Source organism: Streptomyces sp. NPDC055025, assembly GCF_053608565.1.
In genome coordinates, this window is the sequence record NZ_JBSGVS010000046.1 from 1 (window position 1) to 17,900 (window position 17,900).

The window sequence follows — 17,900 nt, forward strand, 5'->3', positions numbered from 1 at the left end:
AAACGCTCGACTGGGAAACCCCAGCCGAGCGTCTCGCTAAGCTCCTGGCCACAGCCAGTTGATCACCTGTGTTGCAACGGCCCCTGGAATTCGCCGGGTGCGCCGGGGCCCGTCGTGGAGATCCGGTTCCGTGGGGACGGAACTGTCAGAGGCGTTCGATCACATAGTCGATGCACTCCGTCAGCGCCGCGACGTCCGCCGGGTCGACCGCCGGGAACATCGCCACGCGGAGCTGGTTGCGGCCGAGCTTGCGGTAGGGCTCGGTGTCGACGATGCCGTTGGCGCGCAGCGCCTTGGCGACCGCCGCCGCGTCGATCTCGTCCGCGAAGTCGATCGTGCCGATGACCTGCGAGCGCTTCGCCGGGTCGACCACGAACGGCGTCGCGTACTTGGAGGCCTCGGCCCAGCCGTACAGCGTGCGCGAGGAGGTGGCCGTGCGGCGGACCGACCAGTCGAGACCGCCCTGCGAGTTGAGCCAGCCGAGCTGCTCGTTGAGCAGGAAGAGGGTGGCCAGCGCGGGGGTGTTGTATGTCTGGTTCTTCAGCGAGTTGTCGATCGCGGTCGGCAGCGAGAAGAACTCCGGCACATGCCGTCCCGAGCCGTGCACGCGGGCGGCACGCTCCAGCGCGGCGGGCGAGAAGACACCGATCCACAGGCCGCCGTCGGAGGCGAAGGACTTCTGCGGGGCGAAGTAGTAGACGTCCGTCTCGCTGATGTCGACCGGCAGACCGCCCGCGCCGGAGGTCGCGTCGACCAGGACCAGCGCGCCCTCGTCGGCGCCCGCGACCCGCTCGACGGGGGCGGCGACACCCGTGGAGGTCTCGTTGTGGGTGAAGGCGTAGACGTCGACTCCGGCCTCCGCCACCGGGTCCGGGTGCGAGCCGGGGTCGGAGGTGATGACGGTCGGCTCGGCCAGCCAGGGGGCGAGCTTCGCCGCCTTGGCGAACTTGGAGGAGAACTCACCGAAGGAGAGGTGCTGCGACTTGTTCTCGATCAGACCGTGCGTCGCGATGTCCCAGAAGGCGGTGGAGCCGCCGTTGCCCAGGATCACCTCGTATCCCTCGGGCAGCTCGAAGAGGTTCCGCACCCCGTCGCGTACCGAGCCGACCAGGTTCTTCACCGGGGCCTGCCGGTGGGATGTGCCGAGCAGTGAGGTACCGGTGGCGGCCAGCGCGTCCACCGCCTCCGTCCGCACTTTGGAGGGACCTGCGCCGAAACGGCCGTCGGCGGGCTTGATGTCAGCGGGAATCTGGATATCGGCCACGGGCCGGAGCCTAGTCCCTTCCGGCGCGCGGCCGGCAACGGTGTCCGTCGGATGAGACACCGCTCCCGGCCCCGGGAGAGAACGCTCGGGGCGGGTCGGACGCGTCTTCCGTGGCGGGAGGGGTTTCACTCGCAGGGACGACGCTGTCACCTGCTGTGATAGCCGCTGTCACCCGTCCCCGGGCTCGTCGCCCCGCTCGTCCTGCGCCTCCTGCCCGTCCCGCTCGTCCTGCTCCTTCCGCCCGTCCTGCCCGTCCCCGTCCTGCGGCGCCCGGTCAATGTCCTCCTGCGCCCGCGCCTGCTCCGCCGCGCGCTTGGAGGCCAGCTCGAAGAGGTATTCGATCAGTGTGATCAGGACGTATTTGCTGGAGGAGCGGTCCCGCGCGTCGCACTCCACCAGCGGTACGTCCGGGGACAGCGCGAGCGCCGCACGGATCTGGTCCACCGCGTGGAAGGGGCCGCCGAAGTCGTTGCAGGCGACGATGAAGGGCGTGCCGTGGTGTTCCAGCCGGTCGAGGGCGTACCAGGAGTCGGAGAGACGGCGGGTGTCGACCAGGACGACCGCGCCGAGGGTCCCCGAGAAGAGCCGCTCCCAGAGAAACCAGAAGCGCTCCTGGCCGGGGGCGCCGAAGAGATACAGGACGGACTTCTCGTCGAGGGAGATCCGGCCGAAGTCGAAGGCGACGGTGGTGGAGTTCTTTCTTCGCAGCCCGTCGAGGCCGGCGATCGCGTCGATGTCCGCGCTCGCCCGGGAGATCGTCTCCTCGGTGTTGAGGGGACGGATCTCGCTGACGGAACGGACCATGGTGGTCTTGCCGACACCGAAGCCGCCCACGATGACGATCTTCAGGGCGTTGTTGACGGTGCTGGCCAGTGCGGGTCCGTCCGAGGACCGCTGCGTCAGGGACGGGACGGCCATGGCCGCGCCCGTGAACCGCTCGGGGGTTCCGGCGGGCCGTTCAGAGGTTGCGGAGTCCAACGCGCACCTGCTTCGGGAGGTCGGGATCGGGGAGTCGCGAGGCCGCATGAGCCGTACGGGGATGGCGGGCGCCCCGGGAACGTGCCCGGGGGCGGCCCGTTCATGCCCGTGCCCGTGGGCCGCTCTGTCCGTGTGCGGTGGTGCGCGGGGGAGGGCCGGCCTGTTCGACGGAGGGGACGAAAGGGATGGAGGGGACGGAGATGATGGAGCTGCCAGTCGTGGTCATCGTGGATCGCCTTCCGGGTGTGTGGGGTCGGCCGGGTGCGGTGGAGCGGTTGGTACGACCTTCCGGAAGGCGCTGAACCGGTGTGCCGGTGGGGCGGCGACGGGCACGGCGGGGATGGGGAAGCCCCGCGTCGCCCACGGTGGGTGAGCCAGAGGTGATCCGGAGGTGACAGGCTCGGAATCTGTTGAATATTGCTCAAACGGTGGCCACTATATGAGATTTGACGATCAGTTTGGGAGTTTCCTGTTCGCTTTTCTTCTGCGCTCCGAGTGCGGCGAGCGGCGAAAAGCCAGGGTTGTGGTGGTGGCGGAGGCATCCTGGGCTTATGGCTGAGTCGGATACGAACACAGCGGCAAGGGCGACGGCGGCGACGACCACGGCGGAGGCAGCGGCCACGGCGGCCACGGCGCTCGCGCGGGCGCTGAGAAAGGCCGTGCGCGGCGAGGTGGAGTTCGACGCGGCGGCACGCGCGCTGACGACCATGGACGCGTCCAACTACCGCCGGGTCCCCGTGGGTGTGGTCGCGCCACGCGACACGGCGGACACGGCGGCGGCGCTGGCGGTCTGCCGGGAACACGGCGTACCGGTGGTGCCACGCGGCGCCGGGACCTCGATCGCCGGGAACGCCACCGGTGTGGGGGTGGTGCTCGATCTCACCCGCCATCTGCGCTCCATCGTGTCCGTGGACCCGCAGGCGCGCACGGCGGTCGTCCAGCCCGGGGTCGTCCTGGACGATCTGCGCGCCGCCGTGAGGCCGCACGGACTGACCTTCGGGCCCGATCCGTCCACGCACAGCCGCTGCACGCTCGGCGGGATGATCGGCAACAACGCGTGCGGATCGCACTCCGTGGCCTGGGGGACGACCGCCGACAACGTCCAGGGGCTGTCGGTCCTGACCTACGGCGGTGACACATTGCGCCTCGGCCGGGGCTGGGACGGCGCCCCCGCCGGACTGCGCGAGCTGATCGACCGCAATCTCGCGCCGCTGCGCACGGGCTTTCCCGCCGGACTGCCCCGGCTGATCTCCGGTTACGCGCTCAACGCGCTGCTGCCTGAGGCGGGCCCCGACCTCGCCCGCGCCTTCTGCGGCAGCGAGGGCACGCTCGGCGTCGTCACCGAAGCGACCGTACGGCTGGTCGAGGCACCCGCCGCGCGGGCGCTCGCCGTCCTCGGCTACCCGGACGAGAGCGCCGCCGCCGAGGCCGCGTCCGGGCTGCTGCCGTACGGCCCGCTGACCGTCGAGGGCATGGCCGAGGACCTCGTACGCGTACGGGACGGAGGCGGCGGGGGCGGAGGCGGCGGGGGCGGTCGGGCGCTGCCGCGCGGCGGAGCCTGGCTCTTCGTGGAGACCGGCGGCGCGACCCCCGCCGAGGCACGGGCCGCCGCCATGGAGATCCTGCGCGCGGCCGACCCGCTGGACGGCATGGTGGTGGACGATCCGGCCGGACAGCGGGCCCTGTGGCGGGTACGGGAGGACGCGGCGGGCACCGCGACCCGTATGCCGGACGGCAGCGAGGCCTGGCCGGGCTGGGAGGACTGCGCGGTGCCGCCGGCCCGGCTCGGCGCGTATCTGCGCGACTTCCGCGCCCTGCTGGCCGCACACGGCCTGCGCGGCACGCCGTACGGGCACTTCGGCGACGGCTGCGTCCATGTCCGTATCGACTTCGACCTGCTGAGCGAGGACGGCGTACGGCGCTTCCGGCGGTTCTCCGAGGAGGCGGCCGGTCTGGTGGTCGCGCACGGCGGCTCGCTGTCGGGGGAGCACGGCGACGGACTGGCGCGCTCCGAGCTGCTGCCGAAAATGTACGGCGACGAACTGACCGGTCTCTTCCGGCAGTTCAAGGACGTCTGGGACCCGGCGGGCGGGATGAACCCGGGAGTGCTCGCCCGGCCCGCCCGGCTCGATGAGAACCTCCGCTTCTCCGTGCTGCCGCGCGAGCGCGTCGACGTCGCCTTCGGCTATCCGCACGACGGACCCGGCGGCGGGGACTTCTCGGCGGCCGTACGCAGATGTGTCGGGGTGGCGAAGTGCCGGGTGGCGGGGCCGAGTTCGGGATCGGAGGTGATGTGCCCCTCGTTCCGTGCGACGGGTGAGGAACAGCACTCCACACGGGGGCGCGCCCGGCTGCTCCACGAGATGCTCGCGGGCGAGGTGGTCACGGACGGCTGGCGCTCGGAGGAGGTACGGGACGCGCTCGATCTCTGTCTCTCCTGCAAGGGCTGCCGGAGCGACTGCCCGGTGGGCGTGGACATGGCCACCTACAAGGCGGAGTTCCTCCACCACCACTACCGGGGCCGGCGGCGGCCCGCCGCGCACTACGCGCTGGGCCGGCTGCCGGTGTGGCTCAGGGCGGCGGCGCCGTTCGCCCCGGTGCTGAACGCGGCGGCGCGGGTGCCACCGCTGGCGGGCCTGGCCAAGCGGCTGGCCGGCATCGCTCCGGAACGTACGATCCCACGGCTCGCGCCCGAGACCTTCGGACGGTGGCTGAGGCGCCATATGAAGGGCAGGACCGAGGTGTTCACCCGTGGCCGCACGGTGATCCTGTGGCCCGACACCTTCACCGAGCACCTGGCGCCGTCGGTCGGACAGGCGGCGGTACGGGTGCTGGAGGCGGCCGGTGTCGGCGTCGTGGTGCCGCCGGGCGAGCGGGGCGGCCAGCGCGGGCGCGGCGGGCAGGTGTGCTGCGGGCTGACGTATGTCTCGACGGGCCAGCTCGATCAGGCCCGTACGGTCATGCGCCGCACGCTGGACCGGATGGAACCCCTGCTCGACCTCGATCTGCCGGTGCTCGTCCTGGAACCGAGCTGCGCCGCCACGCTGATGACCGATCTGCCGGAGCTGTTCCCCGGCGATCCGCGCGCGGCGCGGCTGGCCGCGTCCGTACGGACCTTCGCGCAGGCCCTGGAGGAGTGCGCGCCGGAGTGGGAGCCACCGAGGCTCGACCGCGCGGTCGCCGGCCAGACCCACTGCCACCAGCACGCGGTCCTCGGTGACGCGGCGGACCGACGGCTGCGTGAACGGGCGGGTCTGACCGGCGAGTTGAGCGGGGGCTGCTGTGGTCTCGCGGGCAACTTCGGTTTCGAGCGGGGCCACTACGAGGTGTCGGTGGCGTGTGCGGAGGACCAGCTCCTGCCCTCGGTGAGGGCGGCGGAGCGGGCGGGGGGAGTGGGGGTAACGGGGGGAGCGGGGAGGGGTGCCGGGAGGGGTGCCGGGAGGGGCGCGGAGCTGCTGGCGGACGGTTTCTCCTGCCGTACCCAGCTCGACCAGCTCGGCGGACACCGGGCACGGCATATGGCGGAGGTGCTGGCGGAGGCTCTGGGGGAGGCGCGGGGAGAGGACCCGGCGGGGGCGGGGTGACGGCGGGGGCGAGGTGATGGCGGGGCCGAGGTGACAGTGGGGCGAGGTGATGGCGGGGTGGCTCTCCGTCAGCTCTCGGTGGGCCGGCGTCTGCGGACCACCGAGACCACGCCCGCTCCCGCGACGACGGCGGCATCGGCGGCACCGGCGGCACCGGCGACGCTCGGTGCCGTGGCCCCTGTCGGGCCCGTGGACCCCGTGGACCCCGTGGAATCCACGGACCCCGTCGTGGTCAGGACGGTCCTGGGCGGTTCCCCGGTGGTGGACGCCCGCGACCGGGCCGCGTCCAGGATCAGATCCGTGACCGCCTTCGGGTGGGTGAGCATCACGAGGTGCGGGGCGTCGATCTCGACGGTGCGGGAGCGGGCCCGCCGGGCCTGGAAGCGCTCCAGCTCGGGGGAGACGGCCCGGTCCTGGCGCGAGATCACGGCCCAGGAGGGGATGGTCCGCCAGGCGACGGAACCGGCCGCGTCCTTGAACGCCTGGGCGTCGATGGGCCGTTGAGAGGCGGCCAGCACGGCCGTGGTGGCCTGGGGGAGCGAGGCGGCGAGGACCGGGCGGTACAGCTCGGGCTTGACATGGAGATCGGTGCCTGTGGATCCGTCCGGCTCGGTGAACGGCACCGGCTTCAGGGCCGGGTCGAGTTCGCTGCCGGGAAACATGCCGGAGAGGACCGAGAGGACCTCGCCCTCGTCGGGCACCAGCGCGTTGATGTACACGAGCGACTTGACATGGGGGTTGCCGACCGCCGCGCCGCTGATCACCGCGCCGGCGTAGGAGTGGCCGACCAGGACGATCGGGCCCTCGATACTTCTGAGGACGCTCGCGATGTACGCCGTGTCACCGGGCAGACCTCTGAGCGGATTGGCCGGGACCATGACCCGGTAGCCGTCGCTCTGGAGACGCGGGACGATCTCGCGCCAGCTCGACGCGTCGGCGAAGGCGCCGTGCACCAGCACGATCGTCGGTCTGGCGGTGCCGCCGCGACGGTTCGCGGGGGCGGCGGGAGCGGCGCCGGCGGTGGGGACGGCGGTCGCGAGAGCGGTCGCCGTGAGCATCGCGGCGAGCGCGTACCCCCGGCGCGATGGTATCCGCGGGCCGGGCCGCGGACCTTTCCCCGGGCCGGTGCGCGAGGGTATGGCCATATCTCTCTCCTCTGACGGTCGGACGAGATCGGCATCAGTGTGGTCAAACCCCCGGGGGCGGGGCGCGCGGCGAGAGGCAAGCGGGTGAACGGGACCGCCATTCGGGTAGTGGTACGCGTACGGGGAGTGACTGGGGTGCGGGGTGGAGGTGGCTGGTGGCCGGTGGCCCTCGTGGTGGCGGAGTGCCTCTCGGTTCCCGGTACCGCGGCTCACGCCTGCCCGTCACCCGGGCTCACGCCTCCGCGGTGAGTTCGTGCGCCAGGGCCGCGAGACGGGGGATCGCCGGGTGCGTGGTGCCCTCGCGCCAGACCAGGAAGACCGGGAGGGGCGGGGCGTCGGAGAGCGGACGGTAGGCCACACCGGGATGCGGATGGACGGCTGCCGTCGAGGCGCCCGTGACACCGATACCGCGCGCCGCGGCGATCGCCGTCAGCCAGTCGTCGGTGTTGGTGACCGTGACGGTCATGGCGGGACCGGCGTCCGGCGGCCACAGGGCCGGACTCGTGGTGCCCGAGACCCGGTTGAAGATCAGCGGTTCCGGCGCCAGGTCCGCCAGCGTGAGCGACGCACGCGCGGCCAGCGGTCCGTCGGCGGGTACGGCCGCCACCCGGGCCTCGGTGAACAGCAGTTCCTTGACCAGCCCCGGGATCTCCACCGGCCCGCGCAGCAGCGCCGCGTCGACCTCGCCCCGGGTCAGCCCCGCCGTACGGTCGTCGATCCTGAGCAGTTCCAGCGGGGTCCCCGGCTGCTCGCTCTGCCAGCGCCGCAGCAGGGGCGTGGTGTACGGGCCGAAGGCCGACCACGGGTGGCCGAGCCGCAGCGGCCGGCGCCGCAGCCGCCCGGCGTCGAGTGCCTCGTCGAACGCGGCCACCGCCGCGGCGGCCTTGTCACGGAAGACGCGCCCTTCGGCGGTGAGCGCGAGATGGTGGGTGGAACGCTCAGCGAGCCGTACGCCGAGACGCTTCTCCAGCGCCGCCAGGGCGCGGGAGACGGCGGGCTGGGTGAGGTGCAGCCGGTCCGCCGCCCTCGTCAGGTTGGATTCTTCGGCGATGGCGAGGAAGCAGCGGAGATGACGCATCTCAATGCTCATGCGCGTGGAGCATAACGGCAGCCCAATCGGCATTTCACGGGGTGAGATACCGAGCCGTAGCGTGAGCGGGGAAACGGACGGGTGAAGTACAGTACGTTGGACTCCAAGTCCATTGAAGTGAACCGTGCGTCAAGGGGAGGATCCCGGTGGAAGAGCCGCGTACCGCTACGGCCGCAGGCGCGGTCCAACTGCCGGAGGTGGCCGGAAGCGCGCACGCCGCCCCGGCGGAGACCGGTGGCCGCCCGGGGGCGTCCGGGCGCGCGCTGGGGCCGGTCACCCTTGTCGTCGCCGGCGGGCTGTCCGTGCAGTTCGGCGCGGCCGTCGCCGTGCTGCTCATACCGCGCACCGGCGCCCTCGGAGTGGTCTCGCTGCGGCTCGCGCTCGCCGCGGTCGTCCTGCTCGTGGTGTGCCGGCCCACGCTGCGCGGGCACTCGCGCGCCGACTGGGGAACGGTCGTCGCCTTCGGTGCGGTGATGGCCGCCATGAACGGGCTCTTCTACCAGTCGGTGGACCGTATCCCGCTGGGCGCGGCCGTCACCCTCGAAGTCCTCGGCCCGCTCACGCTCTCCGTGATCGTCTCGCGGCGGCTGGTCAATGTGCTCTGGGCCGTGCTGGCCCTCGGCGGGGTGCTGCTGCTCAGCGGCGGCGGTTTCGACCGGCTCGACCCGGTGGGCGCGGCGTTCGCCGTGTCGGCGGGCGCCATGTGGGCGGCGTACATAGTCTTCAGCGCGCGGACCGGCCGACGCTTCCCGCAGGCCGACGGACTGGCGTTGGCCATGGCGGTGGCGGCGCTGCTCGCGCTGCCGCTCGGGATCGCGGAGTCGGGATCGAAGCTGCTGGTGCCCTCGACGCTGGGGCTGGGGCTCGCGGTGGCGGTGATGTCCTCCGTCCTTCCGTACACCCTCGAACTGCTCGCGCTGCGGCGGCTGCCCTCCTCGACCTTCGCCGTGCTGATGAGTCTGGAGCCGGCCATCGCGGCGACGGCCGGGTTCCTGGTGCTGAGTCAGGCGCTCTCCGCCGCCGAGTCGCTGGCGATCGCGCTGGTCATCGCGGCGAGCATGGGCGCGGTGCGGACCCAGGTGGGCGGGAAGGACGCGGGGACCGGCCGGGAGTGAGGCGCGTGCGGGTAAAGCAAGCACGCTTGCTTGTTTCTCCGGGCGCTGCCATGCTCCGGGGCACGCACATAGCCGTGTCCCGAGGGGAGCGCACCCGTGTCCGTATCCGGTTCCGCATCCGGTCCGGAGTCCGCGCGTGGTCCGGCGTCCGGTGTCGCGCTGCTCGGGTTACTCGGCGATCTGCGCGCCGAGAGCGAGGAACTCGACGCTCTGGTGGCCCCTCTCGGCCCCGGGGACTGGTCCCTCGCGACCCCCTCACCCGGATGGTCCATCGCCCATCAGATCGCCCATCTCAGCTGGACCGACCGGGCCGCGCTGCTCGCCGTGACCGATCCGGCGGCCTTCGCGGAGGAGTCGGAGAAGGCCCTGGCGGCCCCCGATTCCTTTGTCGACGAGGGCACGGCGGCCGGGGCGTCGCTCCCGCCCGCCGCGCTGCTCGCCCGCTGGCGCGAGGGCCGCGCGCGGCTCGGGGACGCCTTGCGCGTATCACCGCCCGGCGCCCGTTTCCCCTGGTACGGACCGCCGATGAGCGGCGCCTCGCTGGCCACCGCGCGGCTGATGGAGACCTGGGCGCACGGCCAGGACGTCGCGGACGCGCTCGGTGTCCGGCGTGAGCCGACCGCGCGGCTGCGGCATGTGGCGTGGATCGGCGTACGGGCCCGCGACTACGCGTATCTCGTCCGCCGGGAACAGCCGCCCGCCGAGCCCTTCCGTGTCGAACTGACCGGACCGGCCGGGGAGTCGTGGACGTACGGTCCCGAGGACGCGGCCCAGCGGGTGACCGGGCCCGCGCTCGACTTCTGTCTGCTGGTCACCCAGCGGGCGCACCGCGCGGATCTCGCCGTACGGGCCGAGGGCGCCGACGCCGGCCACTGGCTGGACATCGCCCAGGCCTTCGCGGGTCCGGCGGGCGCGGGCCGCGCGCCGAAGGGGGACCGATGAGCGGCCCCGCGCCCGCGCCGGGTGCGCCCGGTGCGTCAGGTCCGCCGGGTTCACCGAGTGCGCCGGGTGCGTCAGGTCCGCCAGGTTCACCGAGTGCGCCCGGTGTGCTGCGGATCGGGAACGCCTCCGGCTTCTACGGCGACCGCTTCGACGCACTGCGCGAGATGCTCACGGGCGGTCCGCTCGATGTCCTCACCGGGGACTATCTCGCCGAGCTGACGATGCTCATCCTGGGCCGGGACCGGATGAAGAACCCGGACGCCGGATACGCGAAGACCTTTCTGCGCCAGTTGGAGGAGGGGCTCGGGCTCGCCCATGAGCGGGGCGTGCGGATCGTCGCCAACGCGGGCGGACTCAACCCCGCCGGGCTCGCCGCCGCCGTACGCGAGCTGGCCGGGCGGGTCGGGGTGCCGGTACGGGTCGCCCATGTCGAGGGCGACGATCTGCTGACCGGTCACGCGCCCGCCCGCGGGACACCGACCGGTCACACGCCCGCCCGCGGGACGCCGACCGGTGACGTGCCCGCCCGCGGGACCGGGACATGGGGCGAGGGCGTCCTCACCGCCAACGCGTATCTCGGCGGCGCCGGGATCGCCGCGTGCCTGCGCGCGGGCGCCGATGTGGTGATCACCGGCCGGGTCACCGACGCGGCGCTCGTGACCGGACCGGCGGCGGCCCGCTTCGGCTGGGACCCGGAGACCCCGGAAGGACGGCACGCGCTCGCCGGGGCCGTCGTCGCCGGGCATGTGCTGGAGTGCGGCACCCAGGCCACCGGCGGCAACTACTCCTTCTTCACCCGCCACGACATACGCCGCCCCGGCTTCCCGCTCGCCGAGATCCACGCCGACGGCTCGGCGGTCATCACCAAACACCCTGGTACGGGCGGGGTCGTGGACGTGGGCACCGTCACCGCGCAACTGCTGTACGAGACCGGGGGCGCCCGGTACGCGGGCCCCGATGTGACCGCCCGGCTCGACACCGTACGGCTCGCCCAGGACGGGCCCGACCGCGTCAGGATCACGGGCGTACGGGGCGAGCCGCCGCCCCCCACCCTCAAGGCCGGGCTCACCCGGATCGGCGGCTGGCGCAACGAGGTCGTCTTCGTCCTCACCGGTCTCGACATCGACGCCAAGGCCCGGCTGGTGCGCGAGCAGGTCGAGGACGCGCTCGCGAAGCGCCGCCCCGCCGAGGTGCGCTGGGAGCTGGCCCGCACCGACCACCCGGACGCCGGCACCGAGGAGACCGCCAGCGCCCTGCTGCGGCTCGTCGTACGGGACAGCGATCCCGAGGCGGTGGGCCGGGCGGTCGGCGCGGCGGCCGTCGAACTCGCGCTCGCCAGCTACCCCGGTTTCCATGTGAGCGCACCACCGGGCAACGGGGCGCCGTACGGGGTCTTCGAGGCGGTGTACCTCGACGCGGCGGATGTGACGCACACGGCCGTACTGCCGGACGGACGGCGGGTGACGGTGCCGCATCCCGTCCGTACGCGCGCACTTGAGCCCGTCCCCGAGACGGTTGAGCCGCTTCCCGACCTGCTTCCCGACCTGCTTCCCGAGCCGCTCCCCGACCCGCTCCCCGCCGGACTGCCGACCCGCCGCGCGCCCCTCGGGCTCGTCGTCGGCGCCCGCAGCGGGGACAAGGGCGGGGACGCCAATGTCGGGGTGTGGGCGCGGGACGAGGACGGCTGGCGCTGGCTGGCCCATGAGCTGACCACCGAGCGTTTCCGGCAGCTCATCCCCGAGAGCCGGGAGCTGACCGTCGTCCGCCATCCTCTCCCCCGTCTCCGCGCCCTCAACTTCACCGTCGAGGGGCTGCTGGGCGAAGGCGTCGCCGCCCAGCACCGGTTCGACCCCCAGGCCAAGGCCCTCGGCGAGTGGCTGCGCGCCCGGCACCTGGACATCCCGGAGGTACTGCTGTGATCCCGGAGGCACTGCTGTGACCGCGCCCGCGACCCTGACCGTGGAGGCACCGCTGATCCCGGAGGCACCGCTGACCGTGGACGTACCGCTGATCGCGGGGGTACCGCTGACCGTGGACGTGCCGCTGACCATGGAGGTACCGCTGTGACCGTGCTCCCCTCGGCCCTCGACACCGCGTCCCCCGACTACGCCGCCCACCGCGAGGCCATGCTCACCAAGCTCGCCGAGCTGGCGGACGAACACGCCAAGGCCCTGGCCGGCGGCGGTGAGAAGTATGTGGCCCGCCATCGCGCGCGCGGCAAACTCCTCGCCCGGGAGCGGATCGAGCTGCTTCTCGACCCGGACACCCCCTTCCTGGAGCTCTCGCCGCTCGCCGCCTGGGGCAGTGACTACCCCGTCGGCGCGTCCATGGTCACCGGTATCGGTGTGGTCGAGGGCGTCGAGTGCGTGATCACCGCCAACGACCCGACCGTACGGGGCGGTGCCTCCAACCCCTGGACGCTGAAGAAGGCGCTGCGGGCCAACGAGATCGCGTTCGCCAACCGCCTGCCCGTCATCAGTCTCGTCGAGTCCGGCGGCGCCGATCTGCCCTCCCAGAAGGAGATCTTCATCCCCGGCGGGGCGCTCTTCCGCGATCTCACCCGGCTCTCGGCCGCCGGTATCCCCACGATCGCGGTCGTCTTCGGCAACTCCACGGCGGGCGGCGCGTATGTCCCCGGGATGTCCGACCACACCGTCATGATCGAGGAACGGTCGAAGGTCTTCCTCGGCGGACCGCCACTCGTGAAGATGGCCACGGGCGAGGAGAGCGACGACGAGTCGCTCGGCGGCGCCGGGATGCACGCCCGTACGTCGGGGCTCGCGGACCACTACGCGCTGGACGAACAGGACGCGGTCCGTCAGGCGCGGCGGATCGTCGCCCGGCTCAACTGGCGCAAGGCGCACGCCGATCCGGGCCCGGCCGAGCCCCCCAAGTACGACGAGGAAGAGCTGCTCGGGATCGTCCCCGGCGATCTGAAGATCCCCTTCGACCCCCGCGAGGTGGTCGCCCGGGTCGTGGACGGCTCGGACTTCGACGAGTTCAAGCCGCTGTACGGGCCGAGCCTGGTGACGGGGTGGGCCCGGCTGCACGGCTATCCGGTGGGGGTGCTGGCGAACGCGCGGGGCGTGCTCTTCTCCGCCGAGTCCCAGAAGGCCGCGCAGTTCATCCAGCTCGCCAACCAGCGGGACATCCCCCTGGTGTTCCTCCACAACACCACCGGCTACATGGTCGGCAGGGAGTACGAGCAGGGCGGCATCATCAAGCACGGCGCGATGGTGATCAACGCGGTGTCCAACTCGCGCGTTCCGCATCTGTCGGTGCTGATGGGAGCGTCGTACGGGGCGGGGCACTACGGCATGTGCGGCCGGGCCTACGATCCGCGCTTCCTCTTCGCCTGGCCGAGCGCCAAGTCCGCGGTGATGGGCCCCCAGCAGCTCGCCGGGGTGCTGTCGATCGTGGCGCGGGCCTCGGCGGAGGCCAAGGGCCGGCCGTACGACGAGGAGGGTGACGCGGCGCTGCGCGCGATGGTGGAGCGGCAGATCGAGTCCGAGTCCCTGCCGGTGTTCCTGTCGGGGCGGCTGTACGACGACGGGGTCATCGATCCGCGCGACACCCGTACCGTGCTCGGCCTGTGTCTGTCCGCGATCCACTCGGCGCCGGTCGAGGGTGTGCGCGGCGGCTTCGGCGTTTTCCGTATGTGACCTCCGCGTCATGTGATCTCCGCGTCATGTGATCTCCGCGTCATGTGACCTCTGCGTCATGTGACCTCCGATTGACGTACGCGGACAAGGGCGAGGGACCTGATGATCACTTCTGTACTGGTCGCCAACCGGGGCGAGATCGCCTGCCGGGTCTTCCGGACCTGCCGTGAGCGGGGGATCGCGACGGTCGCGGTGTACTCCGACGCGGACGAGGGCGCGCTGCACGTACGGGACGCGGACACGGCGGTACGGCTGCCGGGGGCCGTGCCCGCCGACACCTATCTGCGCGGCGATCTGATCGTGAAGGCGGCGCTGGCGGCGGGCGCGGACGCCGTGCACCCCGGCTACGGATTCCTCTCCGAGAACGCGGAGTTCGCACGGGCCGTGCTGGACGCCGGGCTCGGGTGGATCGGGCCGCCGCCGGAGGCCATCGAGGCGATGGCGTCGAAGACACGCGCCAAGGAGCTGATGGGCGCGGCGGGCGTGCCGCTGCTCGCGCCGGTGGATCCGGCCACGGCCACGGAGTCGGATCTGCCGCTGCTGCTCAAGGCGGCGGCGGGCGGCGGCGGGCGCGGAATGCGGATCGTCCGCGAACTCGGCGCTCTCGGCGAGGCGTTGACGGCGGCGTCGGCGGAGGCGCGCTCGGCCTTCGGTGACGGGGAGGTCTTCGCGGAGCCGTATGTGGAGCGTGGCCGCCATGTCGAGGTGCAGATCCTCGGGGACACCCATGGCACGGTCTGGGCGCTGGGCACCCGGGACTGCTCCCTCCAGCGCCGCCACCAGAAGGTCATCGAGGAGTGCCCGGCGCCCGGTCTGCCGGACTCGCTCCGTACCGTCCTGCACGAGGCCGCCGTCACGGCGGCGCGCGCGGTCGGCTACACGGGCGCGGGCACGGTCGAGTTCCTGGTCTCCGCCGAGGGCCGTCCGTACTTCCTGGAGATGAACACCCGCCTCCAGGTCGAACACCCGGTGACGGAGGAGGTGTTCGGACTCGATCTGGTGGCCCTGCAACTCTCGGTCGCGGAGGGCGCGGCGCTCCCCGCCGGGCCCCCGGCCGCGCACGGCCACGCGATGGAGGCCCGGCTCTACGCGGAGGACCCGGCCAGGGCGTGGGCGCCGCAGACGGGCACGCTGCACGCCCTGGAGTTCCCGTACGGCCCGCCGTCGGGTCTCGCGGACGCCACCGCGCCACGGCTGCGCGTCGACGCCGGTTACGCCGGGGGCGACACGATCGGAGTGCATTACGACGCGCTGCTCGCCAAGGCCGTCGTCTGGGCCCCCACCCGCGACGAGGCGCTGCGCGCCCTGCGGTACGCGCTGCGGCGGGCCCGGGTGCACGGGCCCGGGACCAACCGGGAACTGCTCGTACGGTCGCTGGAGCATCCCGACTTCACGGGCGGACGGTTCGACACCGGGTTCTACGAGCGCCATCTCGACGCGCTGACCGGGGCCGCGCCCGCGTCCGCGCCCACGTCCGCGTCCGCGTCCGCGCCCGGTGAGCGGTACGCCGCGATCGCCGCCGCGCTGGCCGACGCGGCAGCCCGGGGGAGCGGCGGGAGCGGCGGGAGCGGCGGGAGCGGAGGCGCGGCCGGGGTTCGCGGCGCGGCCCGGGGGAGCGGCGCCGCGCTGCCCGCCCGGCTCGGCGGCTGGCGCAATGTCGGAGCCGGGACCCAGAGCAAGACCTACGGCGAGCACGAGATCCGCTACCGGACCACCCGGCAGGGATTCGCCGTCGAGGGCGACGACGTACGGGTCGTCGCCGTCGGACCCCACCGCGTCAGCCTCGAAGCCGAGGGAGTCGTACGGCACTTCGAGGTCAGCGCGTACGGCGACGAGGTCCATGTGGACAGCGCCCACGGCGCGTACCGCCTGACCGCCCGGCCGCGCTTCGGCGATCCCAGCCGGCACACCGAGCCGGGATCGCTGCTCGCGCCCATGCCGGGCACCGTCGTACGGATCGCGGACGGAGTGGCCGAAGGCGCCCGCGTCACCGCGGGGCAGCCGCTGATCTGGCTGGAGGCGATGAAGATGGAACACCGGATCACCGCGCCCGCCTCCGGCACACTCACCGCGCTCCACGCCGCGCCCGGCCGCCAGGTCGAGGTGGGCGCCCTGCTCGCCGTGGTCACCGACACAGCACAGGCCGCACATACCGAACGGACCGCACCGGAGGAACCGTCATGACCGGCAGCTTCCTGATCGAGACCGAGGAGCGGACCGCGCTGCGCGCCGCCGTCGCCGCCCTCGGCCGCCGCCACGGCCGCGGCTACGACCGCGAGAGCCTCTGGCGCGAGGCCGGGAAGCTCGGCTATCTCGGGGTCAATCTGCCCGAGGAGTACGGCGGCGGAGGCGCCGGGATCACCGAACTCTCGCTCGTGCTGGAGGAGTTGGGAAGCGCCGGCTGCCCGCTGCTGCTGATGATCGTCTCGCCGGCCATCTGCGGCACCGTGATCGCCCGCTTCGGTACGGACGAACAGAAGCGGCAGTGGCTGCCCGGCCTCTCCGACGGCTCCCTCACCATGGCCTTCGGCATCACCGAACCCGACGCGGGATCCAACTCCCACCGGCTCACCACCACGGCCCGCAAGGACGGCGGCGACTGGGTGCTGAACGGGCGCAAGGTCTTCGTCTCCGGCGTCGACATCGCCGACGCCACCTTGATCGTCGGCCGTACCGAGGACGCGCGGACCGGCCGTCTCAAGCCCTGTCTCTTCATCGTCCCCCGGGACGCGGAAGGCTTCCACCGCTCCGCGATCGACATGGAACTCCACGCCGTGGAGAAGCAGTTCGAGCTGGTCATCGATGACGTACGGCTGCCCGCCGACGCGCTGGTCGGCGACGAGGACGCCGGACTGCTCCAGCTCTTCGCCGGACTCAACCCCGAACGCGTCATGACCGCCGCCTTCGCCCTCGGCATGGGCCGCTACGCACTGGACCGGGCGGTCGAGTACGCGAAGACCCGCCAGGTGTGGAAGGAGCCGATCGGCGCCCACCAGGCCATCGCGCACCCCCTCGCCCAGGCCCATATCGAACTCGAACTCGCCGCCCTGATGACGCGCAAGGCCGCGTATCTCCTCGACGCGGGCGACGACACCGGCGCGGGCGAGGCCGCCAACATGGCCAAGTACGCCGCCGCCGAGGCCTGCGTACACGCCGTCGACCAGGCAGTGCACACCCTCGGCGGCAACGGCCTCACCCGCGAGTACGGCCTCGCGTCCCTGGTCACCGCGGCCCGGGTGGCCCGGATCGCGCCGGTCAGCCGCGAGATGATCCTGAACTACATATCGCACCAGTCCTTGGGGCTCCCCAAGTCGTACTGAGTCTCGTACGGAGTCTCTCGCCAACAGGCGGACACGGGGCGGTTCTCAGAACCGGGGCGGTTCTCAGAACCGGGGTGGTTCTGAGGAACCTCAGGAGAGCGGCCAGCCGCGCAGGGCGGCGTCGGCCATCCTCTGGAGTTCGTCACGGGGGACATCGCTCGCGGCCTGCACGGCGATGCCGTGGGCGAGGGTCACGATGTAGCGGGCCAGCAGGCCCGGATCGGCCTCCGGCGGCAGGTCGCCTTCGTCCACGGCTCGCTGGAATCGTTCCCGTATCCAGGAGTTGCCGTCGTCGCGCCAGGCGATGAGCAGATCGCGGATCTCCTGCCCGGAGTCGCCGACGGCCAGCGCGGCCTGCACGCCCAGGCAGCCGTGGGGATGGGCGGTGCGGGTGGTGTTACGGATGGTCCCGGCGAGGATCGCCCCGGCCACCCCGAGCGCGGTCGGTTCCCGTAGGGCGCGGACCAGATAGGCGCTGGGGCCGGTGATGTAGCGGTCGAGGGCTTTGCGGAACAGCTCCTGCTTGTTGCCGAAGGCCGCGTACATGCTGGTCGTGGAGATGCCCATCGCCTCGGTCAGGCAGGCCAGGCTGGCGCCCTCGTAGCCGTGTTCCCAGAACACCAGCATCGCGCGCTCCAGCGCCTCGTCGGCGTCGAACCCCCTCGGACGCCCTCTCGGACCACTCTGTTTCGTTCCCACTGGTGCGCCCTGCCTTTTTCTGTAGCGATCGATGCGGAAAGTGCTACTCTTCCATTCTGCATCAATCGCTACAGAACTCGAAGCGAATCCTTGGAAAGAGG

At 72.4% G+C, this 17,900-nt stretch carries 13 protein-coding genes; 8 read left to right on the top strand and 5 right to left on the bottom strand.

The window, feature by feature from the left end; genetic code table 11:
* Positions 1-145 precede the first annotated feature (145 nt).
* Positions 146-1,264, bottom strand: a complete 1,119-nt coding sequence (serC, locus tag ACWGDX_RS26190) for a phosphoserine transaminase (RefSeq protein WP_453629326.1) — start codon at positions 1,262-1,264, stop codon at positions 146-148.
* Between the two features lie 168 nt (positions 1,265-1,432).
* Positions 1,433-2,182, bottom strand: coding sequence for a GTP-binding protein (locus ACWGDX_RS26195; protein WP_453629431.1), 750 nt, complete (start codon positions 2,180-2,182; stop codon positions 1,433-1,435).
* Between the two features lie 611 nt (positions 2,183-2,793).
* Here ACWGDX_RS26195 and ACWGDX_RS26200 point away from each other — a divergent pair.
* Positions 2,794-5,826: an FAD-binding and (Fe-S)-binding domain-containing protein gene (locus tag ACWGDX_RS26200; RefSeq protein WP_453629328.1), complete on the top strand. Its 3,033-nt coding sequence runs from the start codon at positions 2,794-2,796 to the stop codon at positions 5,824-5,826.
* 68 nt (positions 5,827-5,894) lie between these two features.
* On the opposite strand, the gene ACWGDX_RS26205 is transcribed toward ACWGDX_RS26200, so the two are convergent.
* Both ACWGDX_RS26205 and ACWGDX_RS26210 read right to left on the bottom strand, forming a co-directional pair.
* The gene (locus ACWGDX_RS26205; RefSeq protein ID WP_453629330.1) at positions 5,895-6,884 is read right to left on the bottom strand and encodes an alpha/beta fold hydrolase; all 990 of its coding nucleotides are present in this window, start codon (positions 6,882-6,884) and stop codon (positions 5,895-5,897) included.
* A gap of 319 nt (positions 6,885-7,203) precedes the next feature.
* Positions 7,204-8,061 (bottom strand): LysR family transcriptional regulator, encoded by an 858-nt coding sequence (locus ACWGDX_RS26210; protein WP_453629332.1) that lies wholly within the window; start codon positions 8,059-8,061, stop codon positions 7,204-7,206.
* Between the two features lie 146 nt (positions 8,062-8,207).
* Between ACWGDX_RS26210 and ACWGDX_RS26215 the strand changes: the two genes are divergently transcribed.
* The 7 genes from ACWGDX_RS26215 to ACWGDX_RS26245 all read left to right on the top strand — a co-directional run bounded on the left by ACWGDX_RS26215 (position 8,208) and on the right by ACWGDX_RS26245 (position 17,100).
* A complete protein-coding gene (locus ACWGDX_RS26215; protein ID WP_453629334.1) occupies positions 8,208-9,176 on the top strand; it encodes an EamA family transporter in 969 nt (322 codons plus the stop codon).
* 159 nt (positions 9,177-9,335) lie between these two features.
* Positions 9,336-10,118 carry a TIGR03084 family metal-binding protein gene (locus tag ACWGDX_RS26220; protein WP_453629433.1) on the top strand — a complete coding sequence of 261 codons (783 nt, stop codon included), beginning with the start codon at positions 9,336-9,338 and terminating at the stop codon, positions 10,116-10,118.
* Positions 10,115-12,037 carry an acyclic terpene utilization AtuA family protein gene (locus ACWGDX_RS26225; protein ID WP_453629336.1) on the top strand — a complete coding sequence of 641 codons (1,923 nt, stop codon included), beginning with the start codon at positions 10,115-10,117 and terminating at the stop codon, positions 12,035-12,037. The genes ACWGDX_RS26220 and ACWGDX_RS26225 overlap by 4 nt, the downstream gene beginning before the upstream one ends.
* Positions 12,038-12,053: 16 nt before the next feature.
* A complete protein-coding gene (locus ACWGDX_RS26230; protein ID WP_453629338.1) occupies positions 12,054-12,185 on the top strand; it encodes a hypothetical protein in 132 nt (43 codons plus the stop codon).
* Entirely contained in the window at positions 12,182-13,780 is a 1,599-nt protein-coding gene (locus ACWGDX_RS26235) for an acyl-CoA carboxylase subunit beta (RefSeq protein WP_453629340.1), read from the top strand. The genes ACWGDX_RS26230 and ACWGDX_RS26235 overlap by 4 nt, the downstream gene beginning before the upstream one ends.
* 102 nt (positions 13,781-13,882) lie before the next feature.
* Positions 13,883-15,964: an acetyl/propionyl/methylcrotonyl-CoA carboxylase subunit alpha gene (locus ACWGDX_RS26240; RefSeq protein ID WP_453629342.1), complete on the top strand. Its 2,082-nt coding sequence runs from the start codon at positions 13,883-13,885 to the stop codon at positions 15,962-15,964.
* Entirely contained in the window at positions 15,961-17,100 is a 1,140-nt protein-coding gene (locus ACWGDX_RS26245) for an acyl-CoA dehydrogenase family protein (RefSeq protein WP_453629344.1), read from the top strand. Before ACWGDX_RS26240 ends, ACWGDX_RS26245 begins: the two co-directional genes overlap by 4 nt.
* Before the next feature lie 90 nt (positions 17,101-17,190).
* Here the strand turns inward: ACWGDX_RS26245 and ACWGDX_RS26250 are convergent, their stop codons facing one another.
* Entirely contained in the window at positions 17,191-17,799 is a 609-nt protein-coding gene (locus ACWGDX_RS26250; protein ID WP_453629346.1) for a TetR/AcrR family transcriptional regulator, read from the bottom strand.
* Positions 17,800-17,900: the final 101 nt, after the last annotated feature.

Bases quoted from the DNA above. Each gene is read 5' to 3' on its own strand.
- ACWGDX_RS26195 (WP_453629431.1), bottom strand. From the start codon at position 2,182: ATGGCCGTCCCGTCCCTGACGCAGCGGTCCTCGGACGGACCCGCACTG.
- ACWGDX_RS26200 (WP_453629328.1), top strand. From the start codon at position 2,794: ATGGCTGAGTCGGATACGAACACAGCGGCAAGGGCGACGGCGGCGACG.
- ACWGDX_RS26205 (WP_453629330.1), bottom strand. From the start codon at position 6,884: ATGCTCACGGCGACCGCTCTCGCGACCGCCGTCCCCACCGCCGGCGCC.
- ACWGDX_RS26210 (WP_453629332.1), bottom strand. From the start codon at position 8,061: ATGAGCATTGAGATGCGTCATCTCCGCTGCTTCCTCGCCATCGCCGAA.
- ACWGDX_RS26225 (WP_453629336.1), top strand. From the start codon at position 10,115: ATGAGCGGCCCCGCGCCCGCGCCGGGTGCGCCCGGTGCGTCAGGTCCG.
- ACWGDX_RS26240 (WP_453629342.1), top strand. From the start codon at position 13,883: ATGATCACTTCTGTACTGGTCGCCAACCGGGGCGAGATCGCCTGCCGG.
- ACWGDX_RS26245 (WP_453629344.1), top strand. From the start codon at position 15,961: ATGACCGGCAGCTTCCTGATCGAGACCGAGGAGCGGACCGCGCTGCGC.